Annotated in this window: 26 protein-coding genes, 1 tRNA gene and 1 riboswitch; of the genes, 13 read left to right on the top strand and 14 right to left on the bottom strand. The window is 49.6% G+C overall.

Annotation, left to right across the window (positions count from 1 at the left end; all coding sequences use genetic code 11):
• Positions 1–162: 162 nt before the first annotated feature.
• The 7 genes from infC (at position 163) to RIF25_RS13360 (ending at position 4,638) form a co-directional block, all read left to right on the top strand.
• Positions 163–693 (top strand): translation initiation factor IF-3, encoded by a 531-nt coding sequence (gene infC, locus RIF25_RS13390; RefSeq protein ID WP_041431135.1) that lies wholly within the window; start codon positions 163–165, stop codon positions 691–693.
• A 50-nt stretch (positions 694–743) separates the two neighbouring features.
• The gene (locus RIF25_RS13385) at positions 744–1,331 is read left to right on the top strand and encodes a rhomboid family intramembrane serine protease (protein WP_322879034.1); all 588 of its coding nucleotides are present in this window, start codon (positions 744–746) and stop codon (positions 1,329–1,331) included.
• 65 nt (positions 1,332–1,396) lie between these two features.
• Positions 1,397–1,762, top strand: coding sequence for a 50S ribosomal protein L19 (rplS, locus tag RIF25_RS13380; RefSeq protein WP_015123714.1), 366 nt, complete (start codon positions 1,397–1,399; stop codon positions 1,760–1,762).
• Positions 1,763–1,769: 7 nt separating this feature from the next.
• Positions 1,770–1,842: transfer RNA gene (locus RIF25_RS13375), tRNA-Trp, on the top strand.
• 577 nt (positions 1,843–2,419) lie between these two features.
• Positions 2,420–3,463 carry a class II fructose-bisphosphatase gene (gene glpX / locus RIF25_RS13370; RefSeq protein ID WP_322879033.1) on the top strand — a complete coding sequence of 348 codons (1,044 nt, stop codon included), beginning with the start codon at positions 2,420–2,422 and terminating at the stop codon, positions 3,461–3,463.
• Positions 3,464–3,617: 154 nt separating this feature from the next.
• Positions 3,618–4,109 carry an AAC(3)-I family aminoglycoside N-acetyltransferase gene (locus RIF25_RS13365; protein ID WP_322879032.1) on the top strand — a complete coding sequence of 164 codons (492 nt, stop codon included), beginning with the start codon at positions 3,618–3,620 and terminating at the stop codon, positions 4,107–4,109.
• 118 nt (positions 4,110–4,227) lie between these two features.
• On the top strand, positions 4,228–4,638 hold the full coding sequence (locus RIF25_RS13360; protein ID WP_322879031.1) for a hypothetical protein: 411 nt from the start codon (positions 4,228–4,230) through the stop codon (positions 4,636–4,638).
• Positions 4,639–4,715: 77 nt separating this feature from the next.
• Here the strand turns inward: RIF25_RS13360 and mnmE are convergent, their stop codons facing one another.
• The 5 genes from mnmE to RIF25_RS13335 form a co-directional block, all read right to left on the bottom strand.
• Positions 4,716–6,086, bottom strand: coding sequence for a tRNA uridine-5-carboxymethylaminomethyl(34) synthesis GTPase MnmE (mnmE, locus tag RIF25_RS13355; protein WP_407682422.1), 1,371 nt, complete (start codon positions 6,084–6,086; stop codon positions 4,716–4,718).
• Between the two features lie 16 nt (positions 6,087–6,102).
• Positions 6,103–6,567 carry a divergent PAP2 family protein gene (locus tag RIF25_RS13350; RefSeq protein WP_322879029.1) on the bottom strand — a complete coding sequence of 155 codons (465 nt, stop codon included), beginning with the start codon at positions 6,565–6,567 and terminating at the stop codon, positions 6,103–6,105.
• A gap of 76 nt (positions 6,568–6,643) precedes the next feature.
• On the bottom strand, positions 6,644–7,588 hold the full coding sequence (gene crtE / locus RIF25_RS13345; protein ID WP_322879028.1) for a geranylgeranyl diphosphate synthase CrtE: 945 nt from the start codon (positions 7,586–7,588) through the stop codon (positions 6,644–6,646).
• Between the two features lie 75 nt (positions 7,589–7,663).
• On the bottom strand, positions 7,664–8,545 hold the full coding sequence (folD, locus tag RIF25_RS13340; RefSeq protein ID WP_322879027.1) for a bifunctional methylenetetrahydrofolate dehydrogenase/methenyltetrahydrofolate cyclohydrolase FolD: 882 nt from the start codon (positions 8,543–8,545) through the stop codon (positions 7,664–7,666).
• Positions 8,546–8,654: 109 nt separating this feature from the next.
• Positions 8,655–10,004 (bottom strand): AMP-binding protein, encoded by a 1,350-nt coding sequence (locus RIF25_RS13335; protein ID WP_322879026.1) that lies wholly within the window; start codon positions 10,002–10,004, stop codon positions 8,655–8,657.
• A 45-nt stretch (positions 10,005–10,049) separates the two neighbouring features.
• Between RIF25_RS13335 and pgsA the strand changes: the two genes are divergently transcribed.
• The 3 genes from pgsA to RIF25_RS13320 are packed head-to-tail and all read left to right on the top strand — an operon-like array spanning position 10,050 to position 12,731.
• Positions 10,050–10,580, top strand: coding sequence for a CDP-diacylglycerol--glycerol-3-phosphate 3-phosphatidyltransferase (gene pgsA / locus RIF25_RS13330; protein WP_322879025.1), 531 nt, complete (start codon positions 10,050–10,052; stop codon positions 10,578–10,580).
• Complete coding sequence (locus RIF25_RS13325; RefSeq protein ID WP_322879024.1) at positions 10,544–11,752, top strand: trypsin-like peptidase domain-containing protein; 1,209 nt, start codon at positions 10,544–10,546, stop codon at positions 11,750–11,752. The genes pgsA and RIF25_RS13325 overlap by 37 nt, the downstream gene beginning before the upstream one ends.
• A 37-nt stretch (positions 11,753–11,789) precedes the next feature.
• Positions 11,790–12,731 carry a DUF4253 domain-containing protein gene (locus RIF25_RS13320; protein ID WP_322879023.1) on the top strand — a complete coding sequence of 314 codons (942 nt, stop codon included), beginning with the start codon at positions 11,790–11,792 and terminating at the stop codon, positions 12,729–12,731.
• Positions 12,732–12,739: 8 nt separating this feature from the next.
• On the opposite strand, the gene RIF25_RS13315 is transcribed toward RIF25_RS13320, so the two are convergent.
• Entirely contained in the window at positions 12,740–14,434 is a 1,695-nt protein-coding gene (locus RIF25_RS13315; RefSeq protein ID WP_322879022.1) for a B12-binding domain-containing radical SAM protein, read from the bottom strand.
• A gap of 635 nt (positions 14,435–15,069) precedes the next feature.
• On the opposite strand from RIF25_RS13315, the gene RIF25_RS13310 reads away from it, so the two are divergent.
• Both RIF25_RS13310 and RIF25_RS13305 read left to right on the top strand, forming a co-directional pair.
• On the top strand, positions 15,070–15,627 hold the full coding sequence (locus RIF25_RS13310) for a GNAT family N-acetyltransferase (RefSeq protein ID WP_322879021.1): 558 nt from the start codon (positions 15,070–15,072) through the stop codon (positions 15,625–15,627).
• A 770-nt stretch (positions 15,628–16,397) separates the two neighbouring features.
• Positions 16,398–16,454, top strand: a riboswitch (Glutamine riboswitch).
• Between the two features lie 42 nt (positions 16,455–16,496).
• Positions 16,497–16,691, top strand: coding sequence for a DUF4278 domain-containing protein (locus RIF25_RS13305; RefSeq protein WP_015123699.1), 195 nt, complete (start codon positions 16,497–16,499; stop codon positions 16,689–16,691).
• A gap of 133 nt (positions 16,692–16,824) precedes the next feature.
• On the opposite strand, the gene aspS is transcribed toward RIF25_RS13305, so the two are convergent.
• The 5 genes from aspS to RIF25_RS13280 all read right to left on the bottom strand — a co-directional run bounded on the left by aspS (position 16,825) and on the right by RIF25_RS13280 (position 21,837).
• Positions 16,825–18,615: an aspartate--tRNA ligase gene (gene aspS, locus RIF25_RS13300; protein ID WP_322879020.1), complete on the bottom strand. Its 1,791-nt coding sequence runs from the start codon at positions 18,613–18,615 to the stop codon at positions 16,825–16,827.
• A gap of 126 nt (positions 18,616–18,741) precedes the next feature.
• Positions 18,742–19,623 (bottom strand): Rpn family recombination-promoting nuclease/putative transposase, encoded by an 882-nt coding sequence (locus RIF25_RS13295; protein WP_322879019.1) that lies wholly within the window; start codon positions 19,621–19,623, stop codon positions 18,742–18,744.
• Between the two features lie 49 nt (positions 19,624–19,672).
• Positions 19,673–20,239: a protoporphyrinogen oxidase HemJ gene (hemJ, locus tag RIF25_RS13290; RefSeq protein ID WP_322879018.1), complete on the bottom strand. Its 567-nt coding sequence runs from the start codon at positions 20,237–20,239 to the stop codon at positions 19,673–19,675.
• A gap of 164 nt (positions 20,240–20,403) precedes the next feature.
• On the bottom strand, positions 20,404–21,330 hold the full coding sequence (locus RIF25_RS13285) for a CoB--CoM heterodisulfide reductase iron-sulfur subunit B family protein (protein ID WP_322879017.1): 927 nt from the start codon (positions 21,328–21,330) through the stop codon (positions 20,404–20,406).
• A 72-nt stretch (positions 21,331–21,402) separates the two neighbouring features.
• Entirely contained in the window at positions 21,403–21,837 is a 435-nt protein-coding gene (locus tag RIF25_RS13280) for a nucleoside deaminase (RefSeq protein WP_322879016.1), read from the bottom strand.
• 207 nt (positions 21,838–22,044) lie between these two features.
• Between RIF25_RS13280 and RIF25_RS13275 the strand changes: the two genes are divergently transcribed.
• Positions 22,045–22,542: a CGLD27 family protein gene (locus RIF25_RS13275; RefSeq protein WP_322879015.1), complete on the top strand. Its 498-nt coding sequence runs from the start codon at positions 22,045–22,047 to the stop codon at positions 22,540–22,542.
• A gap of 65 nt (positions 22,543–22,607) precedes the next feature.
• Here RIF25_RS13275 and RIF25_RS13270 read toward each other — a convergent pair whose 3' ends face one another.
• The 3 genes from RIF25_RS13270 to sufC form a co-directional block, all read right to left on the bottom strand.
• Positions 22,608–22,856 (bottom strand): helix-turn-helix domain-containing protein, encoded by a 249-nt coding sequence (locus tag RIF25_RS13270; protein WP_322879014.1) that lies wholly within the window; start codon positions 22,854–22,856, stop codon positions 22,608–22,610.
• Between the two features lie 68 nt (positions 22,857–22,924).
• Positions 22,925–24,271, bottom strand: a complete 1,347-nt coding sequence (gene sufD / locus RIF25_RS13265; protein ID WP_322879013.1) for a Fe-S cluster assembly protein SufD — start codon at positions 24,269–24,271, stop codon at positions 22,925–22,927.
• The gene (sufC, locus tag RIF25_RS13260) at positions 24,271–25,053 is read right to left on the bottom strand and encodes a Fe-S cluster assembly ATPase SufC (RefSeq protein WP_322879012.1); all 783 of its coding nucleotides are present in this window, start codon (positions 25,051–25,053) and stop codon (positions 24,271–24,273) included. Before sufC ends, sufD begins: the two co-directional genes overlap by 1 nt.
• Between the last annotated feature and the right edge of the window lie 119 nt (positions 25,054–25,172).

Genomic DNA, 25,172 nt, shown 5'->3' with positions numbered 1-25,172 from the left:
TCGGTTCATAGACTAAGTTAATTATACTTTTTCTAGAGTTGTGAAGGACATTTATTTCTTGATTAGAATGGTTGTAGCCTGGAACAGAGGCTGTTTTGTCGTTTCTTGGTAAAGGGCAAGACTCAGCTTGATCACTATTATCCCTATTCAGTTTTAACGCCTGTGGTACTTATCAAAAAAAGCCAGCAAGATCAGCCTAATATCAATGAGCGGATTCGGTTTCCAAAAATTCGAGTAGTAGATACCGATGGCAGCCAACTGGGGATCATGGCCCCCTCCGAAGCAATGGTGATCGCCCGCGAGAAGGAACTCGATCTCGTCTTGGTCAGTGATAAAGCGGATCCCCCCGTCTGTCGAATTATTAACTATGGCAAGTTTAAGTACGAACAGGAAAAGAAAGTCCGAGAGGCCCGCAAAAAGCAACACACCTCCGATGTCAAGGAAGTGAAAATGCGCTACAAGATTGAGGAGCATGACTACAATGTCCGAGTTAACCAGGCCGAGCGGTTTCTAAAATCCGGGGATAAGGTAAAAGCAACTGTGACCTTCCGGGGGCGGGAAATCCAGCATTCTCACCTAGCCGAGGCCCTATTGAAACGGATGGCCGCCGATTTAGAGGCAGTGGCAGAATTGCAGCAGGCCCCCAAACAGGAAGGGCGGAATATGATCATGTTTTTGGCTCCCAAGCGTTAGACTCAAGGGGCTAATTTCGCTACCATCGGAAAAACCTTTAGTCGCAAACCATGACCACAGAGAAACGGGGCCTTCTGGAGGAAATTAAAACCCACGGGCAGTTAATGTTTGGCCTGGTGGGGTTGATGTGGGCGATTGAAATTGTCAATCAGCTATTCTTTCGGGATAGTCTTGACCGGTTTGGGATCGCTCCCCGCAGTTTCCCCGGCCTGGCTGGGATTATTTTCTCCCCCTTTCTCCATGCTGATTTTGCCCACCTGTTGGCGAATACCTTGCCATTTCTAGTTTTGGGCTGGTGGGTACTCTTGCGGGGCCTGGATCTGTTTATTGAAGTCAGTGTGATGGTGATTTTGGTCAGTGGCCTGGGGGTTTGGCTCTTTGCGGCTCCCAACACAATTACCATCGGGGCCAGCGGTGTCGTCTTTGGCTACCTAGGATTTCTGCTGCTGCGGGGCTTTTTTGAGCGGAGTTGGGTGGCCATCTTTTTCTCGGTTCTAGTCTTATTAGGCTATGGCAGTCTAATTTGGGGGGTATTACCCATTGTCCCAGGGGTTTCTTGGCAAGGGCATTTGTTTGGCCTGATTGGCGGTGGCCTGGCGGCCCGGATTCTTCCTCAGGGAATGTCCCAGGCACAATAAATTTAGGCTCTAGATTTTGACCCGCCAATGGGTTATGATTAGAGACCGCGAGTTGTAACACGATCATGCACGCCACAGAAATCATTCGTTCCATTGAAGCCGAACACCTGAAAACCGATTTACCCACCATCAATGTTGGAGATCGAGTCCGGGTTGGAGTCATCATCCAAGAAGGGGGAAAAGAACGGGTGCAGCCCTACGAAGGGGATGTGATTGCTATGCGCAACAGCGGGATTAGTAAGTCCATTACTGTCCGCAAAACCTTTCAGGGCGTTGGTGTGGAGCGGGTATTTTTATTGCATTCCCCCCGAATTGAGAGTGTTAAGATTATTCAACGTGGGAAAGTCCGGCGGGCAAAACTTTACTATCTTCGTAATCGGGTTGGTAAGGCGGCTCGGATTGAAGCCCGCTTTGATCGTTCCCTCACCTAGGTAACCTGCGTCCTTAGTTCAGTTGGTAGAACGTCGGTCTCCAAAACCGGATGTCGGGGGTTCAAGTCCTCCAGGGCGCGTTGATTTTTCAAAACATGATTTGCGTTAAATAATTAGTCGTTAACAAATTAGTACCGTCTTAATAAAACGTTGTTATCTATAGTCATTTCTGCCAAAAGTGAGACATTCAAGAGTACCACTGGTGATGGTTTCAAGCATTTCTATGTTTCATTCTTAAGTGAAATGACTATAAAGCTAATTCCTCCTCATTGGTAGCCAAATTAGACTTTTGGATTTGGCGGCATAGTCGGGTGAAGACAACAGCGTTACAAAGAGGACAGTTACCCCTCTACCCTGGATTTGGCATCAACTGGCTACCTTTCCCACTCTTTTTTGATTCACGACTCTATGAACCCAATCCGCTGTAGATTTACACAGAGGGTGATACAGGCTCGTTTAAGGGAGTCCATACCGTAAACCCCTGATTTATACATCCCCCAGTCAGATTGACCGGATTGGCTAGACAACTCAGTTGATAATGTTCCCTTTCCTTACACCAGCGGAATATTAGGGCGTTACCCCCGCCTGATAGACTTAATGGTTGATTGCTGTCGGTTTTGCTGGCGATAACAAAGAAACTTTGGAGGTTGAGACGGCGTGGATAATGTCATTGGCTTAGAGATTATTGAAGTGGTCGAAAAAGCGGCCATTGCTTCAGCGCGATGGATGGGCAAGGGCGACAAAAACATGGCCGACCAGGTGGCAGTGGATGCAATGCGGGCCCGGATGAATCAAGTCCATATGCGGGGTCGGATTGTGATTGGCGAGGGGGAACGGGATGAAGCTCCCATGCTCTACATCGGCGAAGAAGTCGGAATTTGTACCCAAGAAAACGCTGAGGCATTCTGTAACCCGGAAGAACTTTTAGAAATTGACATTGCCGTTGACCCCTGTGAAGGAACCAATCTCTGTGCCTATGGCCAGCCGGGTTCGATGGCGGTATTGGCAATTTCGGAGAAAGGTGGATTGTTTGCCGCCCCCGATTTTTACATGAAGAAATTAGCGGCTCCCCCGGCAGCCAAAGGTAAAGTTGATATTTCTAAGTCCGCTACGGAAAACTTAAAAATTCTCTCGGAATCTCTGGATCGGGCCATTGATGAATTAGTCGTCGTGGTGATGAAACGGGAACGCCATGATGAATTGATTCAAGAAATTCGCGCGGCGGGGGCCCGGGTTCAGTTAATCAGCGATGGGGATGTGTCGGCAGCCTTGTCCTGTGCCTTTTCCGGGACGAATATTCATGCCTTGATGGGAATTGGGGCAGCTCCTGAGGGGGTGATTTCGGCAGCGGCAATGCGGGCATTGGGGGGGCATTTCCAAGGACAATTGGTCTATGATCCAGCCATTGTCAAAACCAAAGAATGGGCGGGGAAAACCAAAGAAGGCAATTTAGCGCAACTGCAAGCAGCCGGGATTACTGACCCTGACAAGATTTACGATGCCCATGAACTGGCCAAGGGAGAAACCGTTTTGTTCGCGGCCTGTGGGATTACCCCGGGTGTGCTCATGAAAGGGGTTCGTTTCTTTAATGGTGGGGCCCGGACTCAGTCCCTTGTCATCTCCACCCAATCCAAAACGGCCCGGTTTGTGGACACGATTCATATGTTTGAGAAACAGCCGCGCTCGATTCAGTTGGTCTAGTTTAATCAACCTGCTTCTGGGGCCTGGGTACAGGATATTTCATTTCTTGGCCTGGGCCGGATGAGTTGTGATAAAAGCTTTACACTTCAACAAATTTCTACTTTATCTATAAAATGCTTGTTAGCATCGTTGTTTTGAACTTTAGAAGTTATTTATGTCTGTTGCTGTTCACCACCTTAGGCCGAATGATCTGATTCTAATGAACGGACTTAACGATCTTTTCGGTGCGGTATTCAATGACCTGCTCACTTATACACAGAATCGACCGAGTTTGGGTTATTTGCAGCGATTATTGGCGGATGACTCATTTATTGGCCTGGTTGCGTTGAAAAATGGTGAGATTGTCGGTGGACTAACCGCCTATGAGCTGAAAAAGTATGAACAGGAACGCAGCGAAATCTACATTTACGATCTCGGTGTTGCACCTGGCCACCGCCGCCAAGGCATAGCCACAGCATTGATTACAGCACTGAAGCAGATAGCGGCTGACCGTGGAGCCTACGTCATTTTTGTCCAGGCCGACACTACAGATGCGGATCAGCCAGCCATCGCCTTGTACACAAAACTTGGCATCCGCGAAGATGTCTTGCATTTTGATATTCCAGTCGAGGACAAGCATGAGATGGGTTGCTCAGAGAAATTATAGTTGCACAGTTAAATGTCGAATGTCTAGAAATTTGGGCTAGGCTAAGTTTTAGTCGCTTCATCCTCAATCAACTCGGATATATCAGACTATGCGCGCCATTAGCCTACAACGTTTCTGGATGGTTCTATTGATAATCTGTTGTGCTGTCCTGCCTGGATTGATCGTGCCGCCCCCGGCCTGGGCTGTAGTCCAAATGCGTTTGCTAGATGTTGGCTACCAGGACTGTCCCCCTGAGTTGGCGGATGGGGCTGTGACGAGTGGGGTGATGATGAAGGCTAATTGCTTTTTAATTGTTGGCAAAGTTGAAAATAAATCCGGTAAGACTGTGGTGGATGCGGATGTTTTTGGACGAATTTATGATGCCAATGGTAATCCGGTCATGCAAAATCGCACTCGAGTTGGTTCCATTGAAGTTGTTCCCCCAGGCCTGAGTGAATTTGAACTCCGCATTAGTGTCCCGGCTGAACAACCCACCCCACTTCAACTAGAACAATTTAAGGCCAGCGGCTTTACCACCAAGGTTCGTTAGTTGCTTGAAGTCACTGAGATAAAATTTTTAAAGAAATAATTAAATATTCTTCCGCACTTCATAGCCTCGGTCTGAGGTCATTTACCAATACAGAACTGACTAAAGATACGCGCCAACATTGATTCGGTTAACTCTTCCCCGGTGACTTCCCCCAAGGCGGTAATGGCGGCCCGCAGATCAATAGTCCAAAAATCGAGGGGGAGTTGCTCGGCAATGGCCTGCTGAACCTGCTTGAGGGATTGCCAGGCCTGGGTCAGGGTTGCCCCTTGGCGTTGGTTGATCGCAATATCCAAATTAGCAGCCGTCACTTGCCCTTGGTGAACCTGCTCCAGAATGGCTTGTTCAAGTTCTGTAATTCCAGTTCCTTGGGCGGCGGCGGTTTTAACGTGGCAAGGAAATTGTTCCAGAATAGGGGTTAAGTCAGGAGTTGCCAGATCAATTTTGTTAATGACTAAAAGCAGCGGGCGAGATTTTAACGGCTCATAAATCGCTTGATCCCCTTCAGTCCACCCGGCCTGGGCATCGAGGACAAATAGGACTAAATCCGCTTGACTGGCGGCCTGGCGAGAACGTTCGACTCCAATTTTTTCCACCTGATCCTCAGTGTCCCGCATCCCCGCCGTATCTAACACTTGAATCGGAATTCCTCCCACTACTAAGGAAGACTCCACCACATCCCGAGTGGTCCCCGGTAAATCTGTGACGATGGCCCGATCCGTCCGACTCCAAGCATTGAGCAAACTGGATTTGCCAACATTGGGACGGCCAACAATGGCGACTTTTAACCCTGTTCGCAGCAGTTCACCCCGATTAGCCGTGCTGAGAATGATCTCTAACTCCTCAAGTAGCTGATTTAATGCGGTGTGAATCCCAGCTTCAGCCAAGGGCGGCAGATCATCGGCAAAGTCTAAGCGAGCCTCAATTTCTGCTAACAGATCAAGACATTGAGCACGAATTTGGCGGATTGGTTGGGCCAGTTTGCCTTGGAGTCCAGCCAGGGCCATTTGGGCGGCTTGGGGGGATTTGGCTCCGACTAGATCGGCAATACTTTCGGCCTGGGTCAGTTCTAAGCGACCATTTAAGACGGCTCTGAGGGTAAATTCCCCTGGTTGGGCTAACTTCGCACCTTGGCTTAAACACAGTTGTAAGACCTGCTGCACAGGCATTAAACCGCCATGACAATGCAACTCAACCACATCCTCTTTGGTGTAGGAGCGGGGGGCCAGCATCGGCAAGAGGAGAACCTCATCAATCACGGTTTGACTGTTGGGGTCTACCACATGGCCATATAGAACTTGATGACTAGACCAGGCCCTGTCTTTTCTGCCCCGAAAAATCCGTTGGGCAATGGCCACCGCTTCTGGCCCCGATAGTCTAACAATCCCAATACTGCCCTGTTCCGGGACAATCGCGGTGGCAATGGCAGCAATGGTGGTTCCCAGTTGGATCATGATTCACCCGGCCTTAGCCAAAGGAGAACACGGGCAACCCAAACACAGCAATGGCAATTCCCAACATTGAACCAGCAATCACTTGAATCGGGGTATGGCCCAAGAGTTCTTTCAGGCGGGATTGGGCTAATTCGTGATTATCCTCGAAAAATTCCTGGACAATTTGGTTCAAAATGCGGGCCTGTTTCCCAGCGGCCTGGCGCACTCCAGCGGCATCGTACATGACAATGAAGGCAAAGATGATCGCGATGGCAAACTCCACACTTTCCCAGCCCTTTTCCAGGCCCACCCCCGTTGCCAAAGCCGTGACCAAGGCTGAATGAGAACTGGGCATCCCTCCCGTTTCCACCAGGACGCGAAAATTCAGTTTTTGATGGCGAATCACATCAATCAATAATTTCAGAATTTGGGCAATTGCACTTGCGGCCAAAGCCAACCAGAGTAAGTCGTTGTGGAGAATTTGCGCTAAAACATTCATAGCTGGTTCATCGCTGAGGTGAAGGCTATTGCTGCCCATCCTACCTTAGTGTGTCTTTGGGTCTAAGTCTAGCTTGCTAGTGGGTGCGGGCCGTAATAAAGTCGGCAATGGCCTGGAGAGGGATCGCCGCGGCATCAAAGGGACTGAGTTCGGCCTTGGCTAAATCCACGAGACGTTGGGCTTCGACCCGTGAGGCTTCAATCCCCCACAGACTGGGATAGGTGACTTTCTGGGCCTGGATATCTTTACCAATGCTCTTGCCCAGTTCTTCCTGGGTTGAAGTAATATCCAAAACATCGTCCACAATTTGAAACGCCAGGCCAATGTTGCGGGCATAGTTGGTCAGGCGCTGCACCGCATCCCCCTCGGCTCCAGCTAACAGCCCCCCTGATAATACCGAGGCTTCCAGTAAGGCTCCTGTTTTGTGGGAGTGGATAAAATTCAAGGTTTCGATGGTGATGTCTGTGATTCCCTCCGATTCCAAGTCCACCACCTGCCCCCCGACCAGGCCCGTGGCCGCCACCGCATGACCCAACCGGGAAATGACCTTCAAAAGTTTTTCTGCCTTGACCCCAACGGTGTTTTCCACCACAAATTCAAAGGCATAGGCCAGCAAGCCATCCCCGGCTAAAATCGCAATGTCTTCCCCGTAAACCTTATGATTGGTCAGCTTGCCGCGCCGGTAGTCGTCATTGTCCATGGCCGGGAGATCATCGTGGATCAGGGACATGGTGTGGATCATCTCTAGGGCGCAGGCGGTGGGCATGGCCATGTCAAGGGTTCCCCCCAACAACTCACAGGTCGCCAAACAGAGAATCGGCCGTAACCGCTTCCCCCCCGCCAAGAGGGAATAACGCATGGAGTCATAAATTTTTTCGGGATAGGTGATAGTAATGGAAGCCTCAAGGGCCTGTTCAACTAAAGCTTTGCGCTCCTGCAGATAGGTTTTCAGATTAAACTCCACTCCACTTTCCCTGGGGGCCGGTGCGGCTTGAACCTGTAAATTTTCGGCTGAGATCATCACTAACATCCTCTCTATCTGCGCCAACTATCACAAACGCCTGGGGCTGGGGCGGCCGGACTGAATAAATCTTGCCTAGAGTAGCCCGTGACGTGCGCGATAGCTCCATACTGTATTGTGCAGCAACATGGCCACGGTCATTGGCCCCACCCCCCCTGGCACTGGGGTTAAGAAGCTGGCAATCCCTTGAAGGGCCTGGAAATTTACATCCCCGATTAAGATTGATTTACCATCGGGGCCTTCAATCCGATTGATCCCCACATCCACAACAATGGCTCCAGGGCGAATCATCTCAGCGTTAATTAAGTTTGGTTTACCCGCTGCGGCAATGACTAAATCGGCGGCGCGCGTTACGGCACTGAGGTTATGGGTGCGAGAGTGGGCCATGGTGACTGTGGCATCGGCGGCCAATAGCATCAGACTCAGGGGTTTACCGACTAAAATACTCCGACCTACGACTACGGCGGAAAGACCTGAAAGTTTAATTTTATGGGCGGCCAATAGGCGCATCACACCCGCTGGAGTACAACTTTGCAGGCCAGGTTCACCCCGGACTAATCGCCCCAAATTTTCCGGATGCAGGCCATCTACATCTTTATCGGGATCAATTCTGTAAAGTAAAGTCCGTTCATCCAAATGGGGCGGCACAGGTAATTGCAACAAAATGCCATCCACTTGGGGATTGTTGTTTAACTGTTCTATTAGGATCTCTAACTCGGACTGAGAGGTACTGGCGGGCAAATGGGAACTAAAGGAGAGGATTCCGACCCGTTTACAGGCCAGTTCTTTATTCCGGACATAGGCAACACTAGCAGGGTTAGAACCGACCATAATTACAGCCAGGCCAGGGGGGCGACCAACTTTGGCACTCAGGTTTTGAATCGTCTCAATGAGTTCAATTTCAAGGTCAGTTGCCAGTTGTTTACCATTTAAGAGGGTGGTGTAGGTATTAGTCATGAATCGGCTAGTGCAGGGGCCAGGGATAGGATAAAACAGTTTTTTAATTGTATCGCCTTACCTGGGTTGGCCTGGGCGGCGAGCAGTTAGCACAAACTTTCAGAGAATCTTAAGTCAGTTTTTTGAGATGCCTAGGGTGCAGTTTGCCTTGGGGAGTCCGGGGCAGTTTAGCCACAGATTGCCAATGTTTAGGATGTTTATAATGGCTCAGTTGACCCACCAAGGCAGCTTTTAAGTCTGCTTCTGTCACCCCAGGCCCCGCGGGAACATAAATCGCTGTCACTATTTCCCCCCAAGTTGCATCGTCCTGGCCAAAGACATAGACATCCGCCACCAGGCCCGTATTTTGGATCGCAGCTTCGACTTCTTCTGGGAGGACTTTTTCACCACCGGTAATAATCAGCCGCTGTTGCCGACCCCATAGGGTTAATTGCTGATGCCCATTGAGGCTGCCTAAATCGCCAGTGATCAGGCCTGGAATTGTTAATCGCTCTGGGTAGTAGCCGACCATTAAGGCCGGAGTTTGCAGTTTTATCGTCCCAATACCGGCCGGATCAGGGCTGAGAATATCCAGAGAAACATTGGGTAAGACTTGATAGGCGGCAGTGGGGTTGTCCTGAAATTCTCTGACTGGGATACGCGCAATTAAACCCAAGGTTTCGGTCATCCCATAACAGGGGGAGAGGGGGAGGTTTTGGCTCCGGGCTTGCTCCAAAAGAGTCTGCCAACTGGGGCCACCGCCCAAGAGGATCACCTGCAAGGCCTGGAGGGTGGGGATGGCTTGTCCTGAATCCAATAATGTTTGTAGCTGGCGGGGAACGAGGGAGAAGATGTGATTTTGCACCAAATCTGGCGGTAGGTGTCCGAAAATTCGCCAATCGGAGAGTAATTTAACCATGCCTCCTGTGAAAAAACTCCGCAAAACCGGCATTAAGCCACTGACATGATGGAGAGGCAAGGGATTGAGAGAGTCAATTTTAGAAAGGCCATAGCCGGTTTGAAAGCTCTGGATCGCTGCCAAAATTGTCGCTTGAGTGTGAATCGCAAACTGAATCTGGCCACTCGAACCCCCTGTGGGAATCATCATCCAACCGGGTTTGGGGCGCGAGGCCTGGTCAAAATTGGGTAAGTCTAAATTGACTAGATCCGTCCAAATGGTTACGGGCGGGAGTATTTGCCCAGCTTGATGCCACTCTTGGGTCTGCCAGGCCGGGTTGGCGATAAAAATGGGCCGCTCGGAGATTAACGCCGCCAAAAGACTGCCCAAGAACAGCAGCGGGTCTCTGACAATTAACAAAATCGGTAAATTTGGCGTTTCCTGTAACTGGGCTAACCTATCTGCCACCGTCCGGGCTAAAACAGGGCTAAGATCCAACCAGGCTCCATCGGCCCACTGCCAAAGCCAGGCCGAATTTAACCGTGACCAGCCCTTGACCTCTTTTTCCGTCCAGTCCACCATCAGCCCCATGCTTCCCGTTTCTATTGTGATTATCGGAATAGTGTTGTGACCGTTGCAAACTGGATTACCCTGAGTCGGTTGCTGGTGGCCCCGGTGATGATTGGCATTTTGGCGGTGGATAGTAGCCCTTTTAGTCGGTGGATTTGCTTAGGATTATTCCTAGGGGCGGCCCTGACGGATTGGCTAGATGGCTATGTGGCCCGGCGGTTTAACCAAGTCAGTGACCTGGGCAAAATTCTCGATCCGTTGGTGGATAAATTACTCGTCTTAGCCCCCCTTCTCGCCCTCGTGCAGTTGCAAGAAATCCCGGCCTGGACAGTGTTTTTAATTTTATTGCGGGAGTTGGGGATTGCCGGTTGGCGGGTGAATCAAACCCAAATTTCGGGGGCAAATCTCTGGGGCAAAGTCAAAACTGTGACCCAAATTATTGCTGTAGCCGCCCTTCTGGTTCCTGAGCACTCAATCCTCTGGCAGTGGGGGGCCTGGGGAGCCTATGGTCTGGCCATTACTCTTACCTGGATTTCTGGTCTAATTTACCTATGGCCCCAACCGAAATCGCCCCTCTCCCCGAATTAAGCTGCCCCGCCGAGTGCCACACCATGCCCAATCAGCCCCATAGTTCTAACTCCAGCCCTTCTAGGAATTGTTTATCTTGGATTCTCCGGCTGGGGACAGGTGTATTGGCGGGCCTGGTGGTGGGGTGTCAAATGCCGCTGAATCCTTTGGGGTCAACCTCGACTCAGGTTTCCCTGCCCAGGCCTGGACTCACGACCACCACCACCTCAGCCAACTTTATTGCCGATATTGTTGCCCAAAACAGTCCCGCCATCGTCAGTATTGACACCAGCCGCACCACAGCCACTCATCCCTTTAACCCCCAGGCCCCCTCTGGCGAACAAACCACTGGCAAAGGCTCCGGATTCGTATTTGCAAAAGACGGCAAAATTATCACGAATGCCCATGTCGTTGCGGACAGTAATAAAGTGGTGGTGACCTTTCCTGATGGGCAAACCTTTCCTGGCCAGGTCTTGGGGGCCGATCCCTTAACCGATATTGCCGTCATCCAAATTGCGGCCCAAAATCTGCCTACCCTAACCCTTGGTAACTCCGATCAACTGGTGGTTGGACAATGGGCTATTGCGATTGGTAATCCCCTGGGTCTGAGCAATACTGTTACAGCCGGAATCATTAGTGCCACGGGCCGCTCTAGTGATCAAATTGGGGCCGCCGATCAACGGGTGAGCTATATCCAAACCGATGCCGCGATCAATCCTGGTAATTCCGGTGGGCCATTGCTCAACCAAGAGGGGGCTGTGGTCGGGGTGAATACGGCGATTATTCAAGGGGCCCAGGGCTTAGGCTTTGCCATTCCAATCAATACCGCTAAACGGATTGCCGAGCAAATTACCACCACCGGCCAGGCCCGCCACCTGTTTTTAGGGATTCGGATGGTCAACCTTTCTGGGCCGATTCGGGATGAGTTAAACCAGGAAAACCCGGCCTGGCAAGTGAAACAAGACCAAGGAGTCCTCGTCATTGCCGTTGTGGAGAATTCACCTGCGGCCCAAGCTGGCGTTCAACCCGGTGACTGGATCGCCAAAATCAATCGTCAAGATCGCCCCAATGCCCGCCAGATTCAAGAGCAAGTGGAAGCCACCCCCGAAAATGGAACTGTGAACTTAGAAGTCGAACGCCAAGGCAAACGAATTAACCTGGCCATAACCCCCCAAGCACTAGAACCCAACTAGGATTTAAACGCCCAACACCATTGCCCCCAGGCCTGCCATGTTGAATGATCCTGCCGAACTTGCCGCCCTGATTGCAGATACTGACTTAGCTGACCACTCCATCTTGGCCTTAGATATACCGGAGTCTAACCAGAAGGCCCTCGCCATTGCGATTGAATTAGATCAAGATCTGGCGGCCTGGCAGTTAATGCACAGCTACGGAGAGCAGACCCAACGCTACCCGGTGATTACAACCCTATGGGGAGCCGATGCTGGCAATTGGGAGCAGGAGATCAAGGGTGCTGACCTGTTTTCACGTTTTTACTATCAAGAAGAAGCTGAAGCCAGGGGCCATCAAGAAATTGCGCCCGCAGAGATTATCGCTAGGGTTGCGGCAGTTGAGTTAGAACCCCTGTTGTCCCAAGAATCAGACCTCGATGATCAGGCCTGGGAGGCGGAACTGAGCTATGGCCTGGCCATCACAACTAGGATTCTCGGGGTAACGCCCAGCCCAGCGGAACTCCAGGCTTTCCAGGCCAGCACCCCAATTCGCTCTCGCCAAGCCCTAGAATGGTGGTTATGGAATTGGGAAGTTAACTATTCTCTGGAGCAAAATATCACCCCCGCAATGACAACGAGCCATCTGGATTGGTTTGAACCGGGAATGACCAAAGCTCTCCTACTCTTGCCCACCCCCCATAGTTGGGAATGTCTGGCCTATCTACATTGGTTTGGGGCCTGTCAAGTGGGGACTGAGGTGGCCATGAGCTTCTTAAAACGCTGGCAGGAGCAGTACCAGGCCGCATTGGTTTGTCATTATGGCACGATGCTCCAATTCCAAGTCGGTCGGCCGCCCCAATCCTTAGATGCAGCATGGCAACTGGCCTGGGAACAGTACACCCTCGCGCCTTATACCTTAGATGCTGCTGGCATTGCCCCCCGTCATCAGGCCCAGGCCCTTTTAAACCTTGACCGTTGGTTTCTCCATGAGCGTCCTTAGGAATTGCACTAAGAGGCAGAACTGACGGGCTGGGCCATGTTTTTGGCTTGCTTGGCCTGGTCATCCCGCAGACGTTGGGCATAGAACGAAGCCGCTTCATCGCCGCGGGCGCAATCTTGGGCAAATTGAATCAGGTGATGTCCGACTACGCCCACATGAATCAGCCCCTCAATGTCCCCCCGCTTCAAAGCCGGCCAGGCCAGTTTCCAAAAAGTATCCCGATAGCTGCCCGTAATGCCAATATTCCAAAGGATATTTTTCATCAACCGTAGGCCCTTGAAAATATTTTCCCGATTGACGCGGGCTGGGCTGGCCGGAACCGCAATTCGATTTGGGTAGGTATGCTCCATTTGATAGGCAAAGCGCTGATAGAGAAATTCCGGTTCATAAGCTGTTGTAATTGTCTGCCGCCACATCTCCACTACTTCTTCATAGGGCATCAGAAATTCAACATTGGATTCACGGGATTCATCGTCATTCAGTCGCCCTTCCGCTTCCAACCGCCGCCATAGGGGAGTTCGGGGTAAGGCGTGCAAGAGATTAATCGTCAGGGTCGGCATTTGGGAGGCGTTAATAAACTCTAAAATCCGCTCTCCCGTTTGGGGCGTATCCGTATCCAGGCCAATGATGATTCCTGAAACCACTTCCATGCCGTATTTATTGAGGGTTTGGATGGCCTGGAGGATCGGCATACTCAGGTTTTGGTCTTTATTAATCCCCCGCAGGGCTTCCGGTTCCGGCGTTTCAATCCCACAGAACACCGTACAGAAATAGGCCTCTCGCATCATCTCCAAAAGCTTAGGACTTTGGGCAATATTCAGGGTTGCTTCACAGGCAAATTGGATCGGATAGCCCCGGTCTTTCTGCCATTGGATTAGGTGCGGGAGGAGTTCTGTCACAGCCCGGCGATTGCCAATAAAATTATCATCAACAAAATACACCGCCCCCGGATTGCCCGAAGCCAGCATATTGTCCAGTTCCGCCGTAATTTGTTGGGGGTTTTTGAGGCGGGGGTTGCGGCCATAGAGTTCGGGAATATCGCAAAATTCACACCGGAAGGGGCAACCACTGGAAAATTGAACACTGCCCAAAAAGTAATTCCGCATATTTACCAAGTGATAGGCCGGCGTGGGGAACTCGTTTAGGGGCAGGCGGGCTGTGGTTTCTAAAATCATCTGCTCAGTCGGCCGCTGTGACCCAAACTCATCAATGTAGGCTAGCATTTTGTCCGTGGCATCCCCCAATTCGCCGAGATGCAAAATATCCACATCGGGGTAATAACTGGGACAAGCGGAAACGGAAGGGCCACCCAAACAAACTAATTTTCCGTGGCGGTGGGCAATGGCATTGATATTGTTAATTTGCGGACGTTGAATGTGCATCCCGCTGGTAATCACCACATCAGCCCAGGCGTAGTCGGCATCGGTGGCTAACTGAACATTCTCATCAACCAACCGCACTTCCCAAGACTCCGGCATATAGGCGGCCACGAGCAAAATTCCCTGGGGTGGCATAAAGGCCCGCACCGTTCCCATCAACCCATAGGCATAGTGAAAAGTCCCAAAGGACCGACTGTAGCGGGGAAAGACACAGAGAATCCGGCGATGGTGTTGGGGTGTGAAGGGGACTCTCCCCCCAGTCATTTCGGGCACTAAGGGTAATTCATCATTGGCACTGGGTTGTGGGGTAGTGGTAGCAGTCATAGAGAACTCCGGCACACAAGCATCAAACGGGCTGGGAAATGAGGCCAAAAACGACCCAAGGCATTGATCAGCAAGGAATCTAACTTATTATGACCATCTCCGGTAAAAAAGATCAGGCTCAGTGGGCGGTTTTCCCTGTTATTCGGTTGTCTAGGTTGCGGGACTGTTTTGCTGCGATTAATGTTTCCCGACCAATTTTTCTTGGCCTGGGCATCCTGGCTTCAAGGCTCTAGCTCTGAACTTGAGGATTTGGACTCAAGAATCCAAAGATTCCAAACATTTAAGCCCCAAGCATGGATGCTTGACCTATGGCTTTATAATCAGATGAAAAGATTTTTTCCATGAAAAACTTATTAAGACTGGTATGTAGAAAGTTTCTGTATAATCCCTAGTTATATAGCAAACAGTAATGATTCGTGAGATTAGCCCAAGATTATTTTGTGTCTGATAAATTTTGACTTAACCCTAGGCTTAAAGAAGGGCTACTCCTTGCCAAGGGTAGTGATGATCAAATATTCTCACAAATGAAGACGGATTGCCATATAGCAGGTTCTTAGTTGTGCTGGCATAAGTCAGTAATGAGGAATTTCAATGTTAAGATTTGCTGGAAAGGTCGGTCGAGAGAAAGTCGTCTAATGCTTGCTCAACCCACGCTTGAAACAACCAGATTGATCCTGCGTTCTTTGTCTCTAGCGGATAAAAAGTCACTCCAAGTCGCAGCAGGTGCTCGTGAGGTTGCTGATACAATGATTTCTATCCCTCATCCATATCCTGATGGAGAGGCGAGCAATTATATACAAAGGCAAATTCAGAATTTTAAGGCAGGGCATTCTGTTTCATTTGTCATTGAACGCAAATCTGAGAAAGCATTTTGCGGAGTTATCGAAATTCGAGATATCGAGCGAGAACATTCTCAAGCAGAATTGAGTTTTTGGTTGACATCTCAGGTGTGGGGACAAGGGTATATGAGTGAAGCATTAAAGTCTATGCTCCTCTTTGGGTTTAAGGATTTAGATCTCAATAGGCTCTACGCTTACCACATGGTTAGAAACCCAGGTTCAGGTAAAGTTTTGCAGAAAAATGGGTTTACACAAGAAGGAGTTTTACGTCAACGAGTCCGAAAGTGGGGAGTATTTGAAGATGTAAAAATATGGGCAATCCTTCGGGGAGACTGGCGAAGCGAAGCTGTATAACAATCCGCTTGCACACCGACTGGTCAAAATTATTGGTTGAGTCCAAGAGGTTACTGGCAGCGGTTAAAACGGAGCGTTAGATTAACAAAGTCAGAGAAAACTTATTTTTCTGAATAGATATATAGTAAACACAGATGATTTGTGAGCATAGTAGAGCCTAAAGACTCCATTTTATAAGGATTATTGTCTCATAAATAAAATACTTTGCTATAGTTTTTGCTATAAATGTCAATCATGAGCGACTTTTCAAGTTAACGATTAGATTCTTTCTTGAAAACAAGGCTTATTATATTGCCAGTCTGGTTCATGAAGAAAAATATAGAAAAGAGTGATACAGAAAAGCTATAAAAAAGTTATCGGTGAAATCAAGGATATTGATGCCACAACAAGGTATAAAGAGCAAATCGCTTTTTGAATCGTCTTATTAGTCTGTTCTTGGGTTTGGTTACTCTCAAAGGAAACAGTCTTTCTACACTGATGTTTGAGCCTATCTCTGTCTTTAATGCGTACCATGAATCCCTTAAAGTGCGGCCCCTCTCACAATTAGGCTGTGTACCGTTGCATTGGTTCAAAGTTGATCAGGGATTACCCTAAGCAGTGCCGCCGCAGTGTAGAGATCATTAGCCTATAAAGCGTACTTCCAGGCCCGTCTGCCAGCACGGTGGTTCATCGTAAAGGGCTGTAGCGCATATACACTTCACAAGGTATATTAAGTTTTGTCTCTAGGTTGCTCTCATAATTGGCAAACTGTTAAATTAGATACAGAAACAGTCGTTCATCTCCATTTTTGGAAGACGGAAGTAGGGATTATCCCGAAGGAACGCGCCTCATGATTAAGAATCTTCACTAGCATAATTTGAGGTGATTTTATGAAACTGACCTATCGTGGCGTAACCTATGAGGTCAATCCCGCCCACCTGAATGTTAAAGAAACGGCCGCAGTTGCCCACTACCGGGGAGCCGAATATCATCCCCACCAGGCCCTCAACCCTCCTGCCCCCAAAGACCAAGGGATTGTTTATCGGGGTGCAGAATACCATCCCAACCTTACCTTCAGCTTCTAAGGGGTAATTTCCTCCCCGATTTCTGGCGTTACCCATTGACCACTGACCAAAAAGCAGATTAGAAAAGACTTCTCACCCCTTTGCGAGTTCAGATCAGTCTGGGTAACGTCATTAAGCTAGGGTTTAAGTTCTTCTAGTTGGGTTTTGGGCGATGGGTTGAGGTGACATGGAGTTCTTTGAGTTGTTGACTAGCAACATTTGCAGGTGCTCCCGTAAGTAAACACCGGGCCTGTTGGGTTTTGGGGAAGGCAATGGCATCGCGAATCGAGTCTTCACCCGCCAAAAGCATGACTAACCGATCCAGGCCATAGGCAATGCCGCCGTGGGGAGGGGTGCCATATTCAAAGGCTTCCAGTAAAAAGCCAAATTTATCGTGGGCTTCTTCCGGGCTGAGGCCAATGGTTTCAAAGACCTGTTCCTGTAACTCGGCCTGGTAAATCCGTAAACTACCGCCGCCAATTTCAAACCCATTCATGACCAAATCGTAGGCCTGGGCCTTGGCGGTTTTGAGATCGTTAATATCTTCCGGGCGGGGGGCAGTAAAGGGATGGTGCAGGGCTTCGAGGCGTTTTTCGGTTGGGTTCCATTCAAACATCGGAAAATCCACCACCCACAGCAGATCGTTACGACTTGGATCAATTAAGCCAAATTCTTTCCCGACCACCTGCCGCAGCCGATCTAGGGTTTTATTGACCGTATTTGTATCTCCGGCCCCAAAGAGTAAGAGATGCCCCGCTTGGGCCCCAGTGCGTTTCAGGAGTTCCGCTTTTTGTTCCGGGCTGAGGTTATCTTTAATCGCGCCAATGGTGTCAATTTCGCCGTTTTCCCGCACCCGGATATAGGCCAGGCCCTTAGCTCCGGCGGTTGTGGCTTCTTGGAATAAATCACCACCGGGCTTAATGCGAACATTGGAGATTTGCTCATTCCCGCCAGGAATTGGGAGAATTTTGACGATTCCACCACTGGCCACGGCCTGGGCAAAGACCTTAAAACCAGAATCTTTGAGAATATCCGAGACATCCACCAACTCCAGGCCAAAGCGGGTATCCGGTTTATCTGTGCCATAGCGATCCAGGGCTTCAGCATAGGTTAGGCGTGGAAAGGGGCGGGGCAGTTTAATCCCTTTAACGGTTTCAAAAATGTGACAGACCAGGCCCTCATTCAGTCCCAGAATCTCCTCCTGATCGAGAAAACTCATCTCCATATCCAGTTGGGTAAATTCCGGTTGACGGTCGGCCCGGAGATCTTCATCCCGGAAACAACGGGCAATTTGGTAGTAGCGATCACACCCCGAAACCATGAGTAATTGCTTAAACAACTGCGGGGATTGGGGCAGGGCAAACCATTCACCTGGATTGACGCGACTGGGTACTAGATAATCCCTGGCCCCTTCTGGTGTGGAGCGAGTTAAGAGGGGGGTTTCAACTTCTAAAAACTGTTCCTGATCTTCGAGATAACGGCGCATGGCTTTGACGACTTGGTGGCGTAGTTGCAGGTTTTGGGCCATCCGTTCTCGGCGTAAGTCTAAATAGCGATACCGTAACCGCAGTTCTTCCCGCACCGATTCATGTTCCGCACTGGACACCTGAAAGGGTAGTTGTTTGCGGACGGGGTTGAGGAGTTCAATACTTTCGGCATAAATTTCAATTTCCCCGGTGGGTAGCTTCGGATTAAGGGAATCTACGGGCCGTTGCCTGACTTTGCCAATCACCTTGACAACATATTCACTGCGAAGTTTATCGGCCTGGGGGTAGGATTCTGGTGTGCGCTGGGGGTCACTGACAATTTGCACCAGGCCAGTCCGGTCGCGTAAATCTAAAAAAATCACCCCGCCATGATCCCGCCGCCGATCCACCCAACCAAATAGGGTAACAATCTGGTCAACATCGGCAACACGTAAATCAGCACAGTAATGGGTTCGCATGGGAGTTGGGGCCTGGAAAATGGAACAAGCTCAAAATCTGGACAGCCTTTCTATTATCGCAACTGAGCAAGCAAAACACGGGTAAACTCTTTAATTTATTGAAAACATCTCCAGGCCAGTAGGTTTTTAAGAATGGGGCTGCTCTAGCCAGTTGGTCAGGTCTGCGGCGGTTTGAAAGTCTAATAAGCTCTCGGCCAGGTTTTCGAGTTGGGAAATGGATAAATTGCGAATTTGCTGGCTGATCTCCTGGGACTGGGGCCCAAATTTGTGTTGCAGGAGTCGCAGGGTTAGCAAAACTTCCCCTTCTTGTCGTCCTTCTTGTCGTCCGCGCTGCATCCCTTGTAGAACACCTTCTTGTCGCCCGCGTTGCTCACTGGTCTCAACTAACTCTCGATAGGTGACGGATTCTCGCATAATTTCCTCCCGCAATAGTTGCTTTAACATCTCTTTCCTAAACTTTAGCCCACCCAACAAATAGGTGTAAGTCGTTAAACTCAGTCGCTCGTCTTGGCGTTCTAAGCTTTCTAATCGTTGGGCTACCTCCGCTAAAAGGCGTTCAGGATTTTCGGATTTTGCTAAGATTGCCAGGGGCCAGAGGGTGGGAAAGGGTAAAAGGTCTGAGGCTTCGACTTCCCATAATCGAATGACTTGATAGCGATGGATTGTATTTTCAGTTTCAAACGTGTTGACTTGGGCCTGGGGTGAAGTGGTTGCTCTGAGAAACAAGACGATTTGCTTGACGGGGCGGCGATATTGACGATAAAGCCTGGTGTAGTAGTCCAACATTCTTAAGGGCATTTCAGCATCGGCTTGGGTCTGAAATTCCAAGTGTAAGATCTGACTGCCTATGTCTAAGAAACTGACAAAATCGGCTCGGATGGGTTCTACGGAAAGTTCGGTTTTGAGAATGGTGATCTGACTGTTGCGGACAGATTGACCTAAAAGCCAAGTCACAAATGGCCTGGGGTTGCTTTCTACAAGAGACTTACAGAGGTTGTCGTGGCTCATTGAGTTATGGTTAAGTTTGATTGAGCCAGTTGTCCAGGCCTGGGGGGATTTAGGCCGGGGTGTCTAAGTTCTCAGTTTGAAGATCAAGGCGGCGTTTACGGGCATAGAGTTGGATAATCACCCCAAAGGCAATAATCGTCGCGCCTACCCCCAGAACCGTGGCATTGAGCGGTAACGTATTTTTGAAAATGGCCAAGAGGACAATCAAAAGCAGCAGAATCGTGGGAATTTCATTGATCCGGCGCATTTGAATACTGTTAAAGGGGCAAGTACCGGAGTCCAGTTGTTTGATCAGCCGTCCGCACCAGTGATGAAAGCCTAGTAATAAAACCACGAACAACAGTTTAATGTGCAGCCAAGTTTCATGGAGTAAGGAGGTTTGGATCACAATCATGCCAATGGCCATCGCAATCGTGAAAATCATCGCCGGATTCATGATCAGCTTATAGAGCCGCACTTCCATCCGGTTATATTCTTCTTTGAGGGCAGATTTAATCGGTTCCGGTTTTTCTTGGGCTTCAATGTGATAGACAAATAACCTGGGGAGGTAAAACAATCCGGCAAACCAGGCTACGAATCCTAAAATATGAAACGACTTGAACCACAAATAGGCCATATCTCAGCACTCCCAACAACACCAGCAAGACTGTTTGACTCTTTTTTAATCTGTTGATCTAAAAGATGCCCTTGGATCCTATCAAACTCGGCCTGGGAGACTTCCGGGACTCAGCAATTATTTACAGATCACCTTGAGCTTAGTATTGGCCGCCATACATAGCCTTAGAGGAGTCCCAATTTAGCTAAGACTGGTTTGGTACTGACGATGTGTTTGCCCAGGCCCAGTTCATCGGGTGAGACTCCTAAGGCCAAGGCGACTAATTGGGGTAAATGTAAAATCGGCAAATTTAGTCTTTCGCCAATGGCCCGTTCAATTTCCGGTTGCCGTGAATCTAAGTTGAGATGACACAAGGGGCAAGGCGTAACAATACAATCGGCTCCGGCAGCAATAGCAGCTTTCAAACGGGATCCGGCCATCGCGAATGATTCAGCAGTGGCATAACTGGAGAGGGGCCAACCACAACATTGGGTCCGTCCGTCATAGTCCACCACCGTTGCCCCAACTGCCCTAAACACATTCTCTAAAGACTGGGGATGAATGGGGTTATCAAAGGGTAAGGTTTTCTGAGCGCGCAGAAGATAACAGCCATAAAATGAAGCACAACGTAATCCTGTTAAGGCCCGCGTCACTTTTTGAGCCAATACCTCCAGGCCCAGATCCCCGACCAAGGCCCAGAGAATATGCTTGACTTCTGTGGCACCGCGATAGGGACTACAGCCCTGTTCTTGCAGTAAGCCATTAATTTGGGCCACATAGTCCGGTTGGCTGGTTTGCATCTCCTTGAGCCGTTCATCCACATGGCCAATCACCCCCTGACAGGTGCTGCAATGGGTCAATAAAGGCAAATTCAGATCTTCAGCTAGGGCAATATTGCGGGCATTGACCGTATCTTCCAGGAGCCAGGAGTTTTCTTTGAAAGTCCCAGACCCACAGCAGGAGGCTTGCTTCAGTTCAATCAGTTCAATCCCTAAGGCCTGGGCTAAGGAAAGGGTGGATAAATGCAGTTCTCGACAAGCCCCCTGAGCCACACAACCTGGATAGTAGGCATAACGCAGCGTCACCACAGTCGGGGTAGTCATCACAGTCATAGCAGGGGCCTGGCAGAGGAATCTTTAATTATCTTAGTCTGGCCGCTTCCCTGGAGACTTCAGGATGGGGTGCTAGAGTTCGCCAATATCCTCCGACCACAGTGCGGGATTAGCCGTAATAAAGTCACCCATCAGTTGTTTACATTCCGCTAAGTCCAAATCAATCACCTCAACCCCGTGGGCTTCCATAAACTCCCTGGCACCCGGAAAAGTGGCTGATTCTCCGGCGATGACTTTTTTAATCCCAAACTGGACAACAGCCCCAGCGCAGAGATAACAGGGCATCAGGGTGGAGTACAAAACCGTATCTCGATAATGGCCAATCCGCCCGGCATTTTGGAGGCAATCAATTTCCGCATGAATAATCGGACTCCCCCCTTGTACCCGTTGATTATGCCCCTGGCCAATGATTTCTCCATTACGCACTAGGACTGAACCAATGGGAATTCCCCCCGTTGCCAACCCTTGGCGGGCCTGGTCAATTGCGGCGGCCATAAACTTGTCCATGTCCGTAAACTCCCTCGATAAAGCCAAGATTCTAGTTGATGAGTGACAAGCAACCCTGAAATTTGTAGGAATATTTTATGACAGTCTGCGCCAACTCGGTGGTCATTTGGCTAGGGGCGATCTGCAACCTGATTGTCAGGCCTGGAACCGAACCGATACAACTAAAGTAACCCCTGCATCAATTTTAAGTAGTCTAGGAAATCATCTGTGTCTGTCACTATTTGTCCTGTCCCCCCAGATCAACGCCCGATCAACGAATTCCAGGCCCTTCAGGAATCATGGTTTTTTGGTTGGTCAACCACGGGAGATTGGAAATTTTGGCGGTGGATGCTTCTGCTCTGGATTTTACCTTGGTTAATTTCTGCACCTGTCGCGGCCAGTAGTTTTCCCTGGGAAGATTATCCGTTGATCTTTTTGTTAACAGCAGCAGCAGGGGCCAATGTGGCCTTGAGTTTGGTGGTCTTACGGCTCTATTTAGGCTGGGGCTATGTGGGTAAGCGGCTCTGGGAGGAAACGGTTATCTATGAAGAAACAGGGTGGTATGACTGCCAGGCCTGGGAGAAACCCCCGGAAGAACTTGCTAAGGATCGGCTGATTTTCACCTATCAAGTCAGTCCAATCCTGAAGCGGTTAGGGCAGGTGTTACTGAGCATAGGCGTGGTGACTTTAAGCGAAATTGGCCTGGTGTTCTGGCTTTACCCCTAATTTCTACCCCTTAAGTTCAGAACAATAATCTTTAATATGAAACACTGATTTCTTATTAATAAGTTTTAAGTTGGCTTGGATTCAATTGGCTTTACATAAACAAGCTCTTTGCCTGAAATTGAAACATACCAAGCAATTGCAGCAGCATCAGGTAAGGCCTGTGAAATACGCTGAAACGTATCGAGGTTCATATTTCCTCCATGTCGATAGCGATTCATTGTTTGCTGAGTAATTCCAGCACGCCTAGCAATAGATGCTCCGGTAATACCAAAACGCTTAAGGATAGCATCCAAGGCTAATCCGGGATTGGGCATATTCTCTCCTTGTCAATCTTTGATCCCCATATACATCGGTGAATTATTACTTGTTAATGATAAATAGATTAGGCTTCAGTTACTTGATGAATATGGCTCAAAATATTCTGAGCTAACTCTTTGGCCAGGGAGGGAATTTGGAACCCATCCAGCAATTCCACCGCAAAGGCTCGGATCAGCAAATCTCTGGCTTGTTGTAAATCTAAGCCCCGACTTTGGAGATAGAAAACATCATCTTCCGCTAATTGACTCACAGTGGCCCCGTGGGAGCATTTGACATTATCGGCGACAATCTCCAGTTGGGGTTTAGTATCAATGCGGGCCTTGGGGGACAGGAGTAAGTTGCGGCTCAATTGAGAGGCATCGGTCATTTGGGCGGCCTGGGGGACAACAATTTTGCCATTGAACACGGCTCGGCCCCGCCCGCCAACAATGCACTTATTCACCTGTTGGCTACTGCAATGGGGCGCAGAAAAGATTAAACCGGAATGGGTATCGGCCAGTTGAGTTCCGGTGGTGACTGTCAGGCCTTCCAAAATGGTTGTGGTTTCCGGGCCATTGCTGTGGACATCCCAATTGTGCCGTGAGAGTTGGCCGCCCCAGGCAATGGCATGGCCGCTGTATTGACTGTGCTGGGCCTGGGAAATGGCTGTTTTACCGATGTGGAGAGCGGTTGGGGCCTGGCGTTGGATGCGAGTGTGATCCAGTTCGGCCTGGTTGCCCAAATAAATTTCGGTGACGGCATTGGTTAAGGAGGTATCCGTTTCCCCAGAAATATAATCTTCCACAAGGGTTAAGGAACTGCCAGGTTGGAGAACAACTAACACTCTCGGATGAATGACTGTGGCCTGGGTTGCGGTACTGAGAAAAACCAGATGGATGACAAAACCCGGACAAACTTTTGCACCGACTTCAATGGTTAACACATCGCTACAGGACGCAGTATTTAGGGCGGTAAAGACTTCCTCCCGGCCGGGGAGTTGGCCCAAAAGGGCTAGGGTTTCTGGGCGAGCTTGGGCTAGATTACCGACCATTACCCCAGCGTGGGAGTTCCCCATATCTGACAAGTCCGGGGCATAAACCCCATTCACTAGCACCATCCGCAGATGTTTCTCAGCAATCCGCTGGGTGGGTAATGTGGCTAAATCTGGGGGGGAGACCGGGGGAAAAAACGGGGCCTGGGTGATGGGGCTTAAATCCGTAAACCGCCACTCTTCTTGTCGGGTTGTGGGGATAAACTGCTCATGTAAAGCATCCTCTGCCCCTTGCCGTAATTGCCTGAGGGTGGCCAGGCCTGCTTGCCCCAAAACAACTTCATCTAGCTCTTGTCGAAGCTTTAACAAGTCCCCTAATTGGGTCACGGTTTTATGGGCCGTTGTGGTTGAACTATCGGAATTAGCGATAACATGCAGCATTAGGACACCACCGCCTCTTCTTCCCGAACCCAATCGTAACCCCGTGCTTCCAGTTCTAAGGCTAATTCCTTCCCGCCAGTGAGGATAATTCGCCCTGCTTCCATCACATGAACATAGTCAGGCACAATGTAATCCAGTAAGCGTTGATAGTGGGTAATCAAAAGAATGCCATTCTCCGCTGTTGCCAGGTGATTCACCCCGTTGGCGACAATTCGCAGCGCATCAATATCCAGGCCGGAGTCGGTTTCATCCAAAATTGCCAAGGTGGGTTCTAACAGAGCCATTTGGAGGATTTCATTGCGTTTTTTCTCACCCCCGGAAAAGCCCTCGTTCACGCCCCGATTGAGGAAGCTGGGATCCAATTTCACCACTTCGAGGCGTTGACGGACTAAATCATCAAAGTCAAAAATATCCAATTCTTCCAGGCCCTGATGTTTCCGCTTGGCATTATAGGCCACCCGCAAGAAATCCAGATTGCTGACCCCCGGAATTTCGAGGGGATATTGAAAGGCCAAAAACACCCCTGCCCTAGCCCGTGCTTCCGGTGGTAGTTCGAGCAGATTTTGCCCCTGATAAATCACTTCACCACCCGTGACGGTATAGTCTGGATGGCCGGCGAGAATTTTGGAGAAGGTGCTTTTCCCAGAACCGTTCGGCCCCATAATGGCATGGACCTCCCCAGCCCGGATTTCTAGATTTAAGCCCTTGAGAATCGGGGTATCTTCCACATCTGCGGTTAACTCACGCACCGATAAAATGACGGGACTATCAGGACAAATCACGGATTAACCTCCAAACCAGGCCTGGGAAATCACTTGGCCCGCAAATTAAAGCCAGCAATAATAAATTTCCCTTAGATCATTAGTGTATCCCAAGAACTGGAGTCGTTTTCCCCGGCCGA

This window comes from Pseudocalidococcus azoricus BACA0444 (assembly GCF_031729055.1).
GTDB lineage: Bacteria > Cyanobacteriota > Cyanobacteriia > Thermosynechococcales > Thermosynechococcaceae > Pseudocalidococcus > Pseudocalidococcus azoricus.
This window is presented reverse-complemented; position numbering and strand designations above follow the sequence as displayed.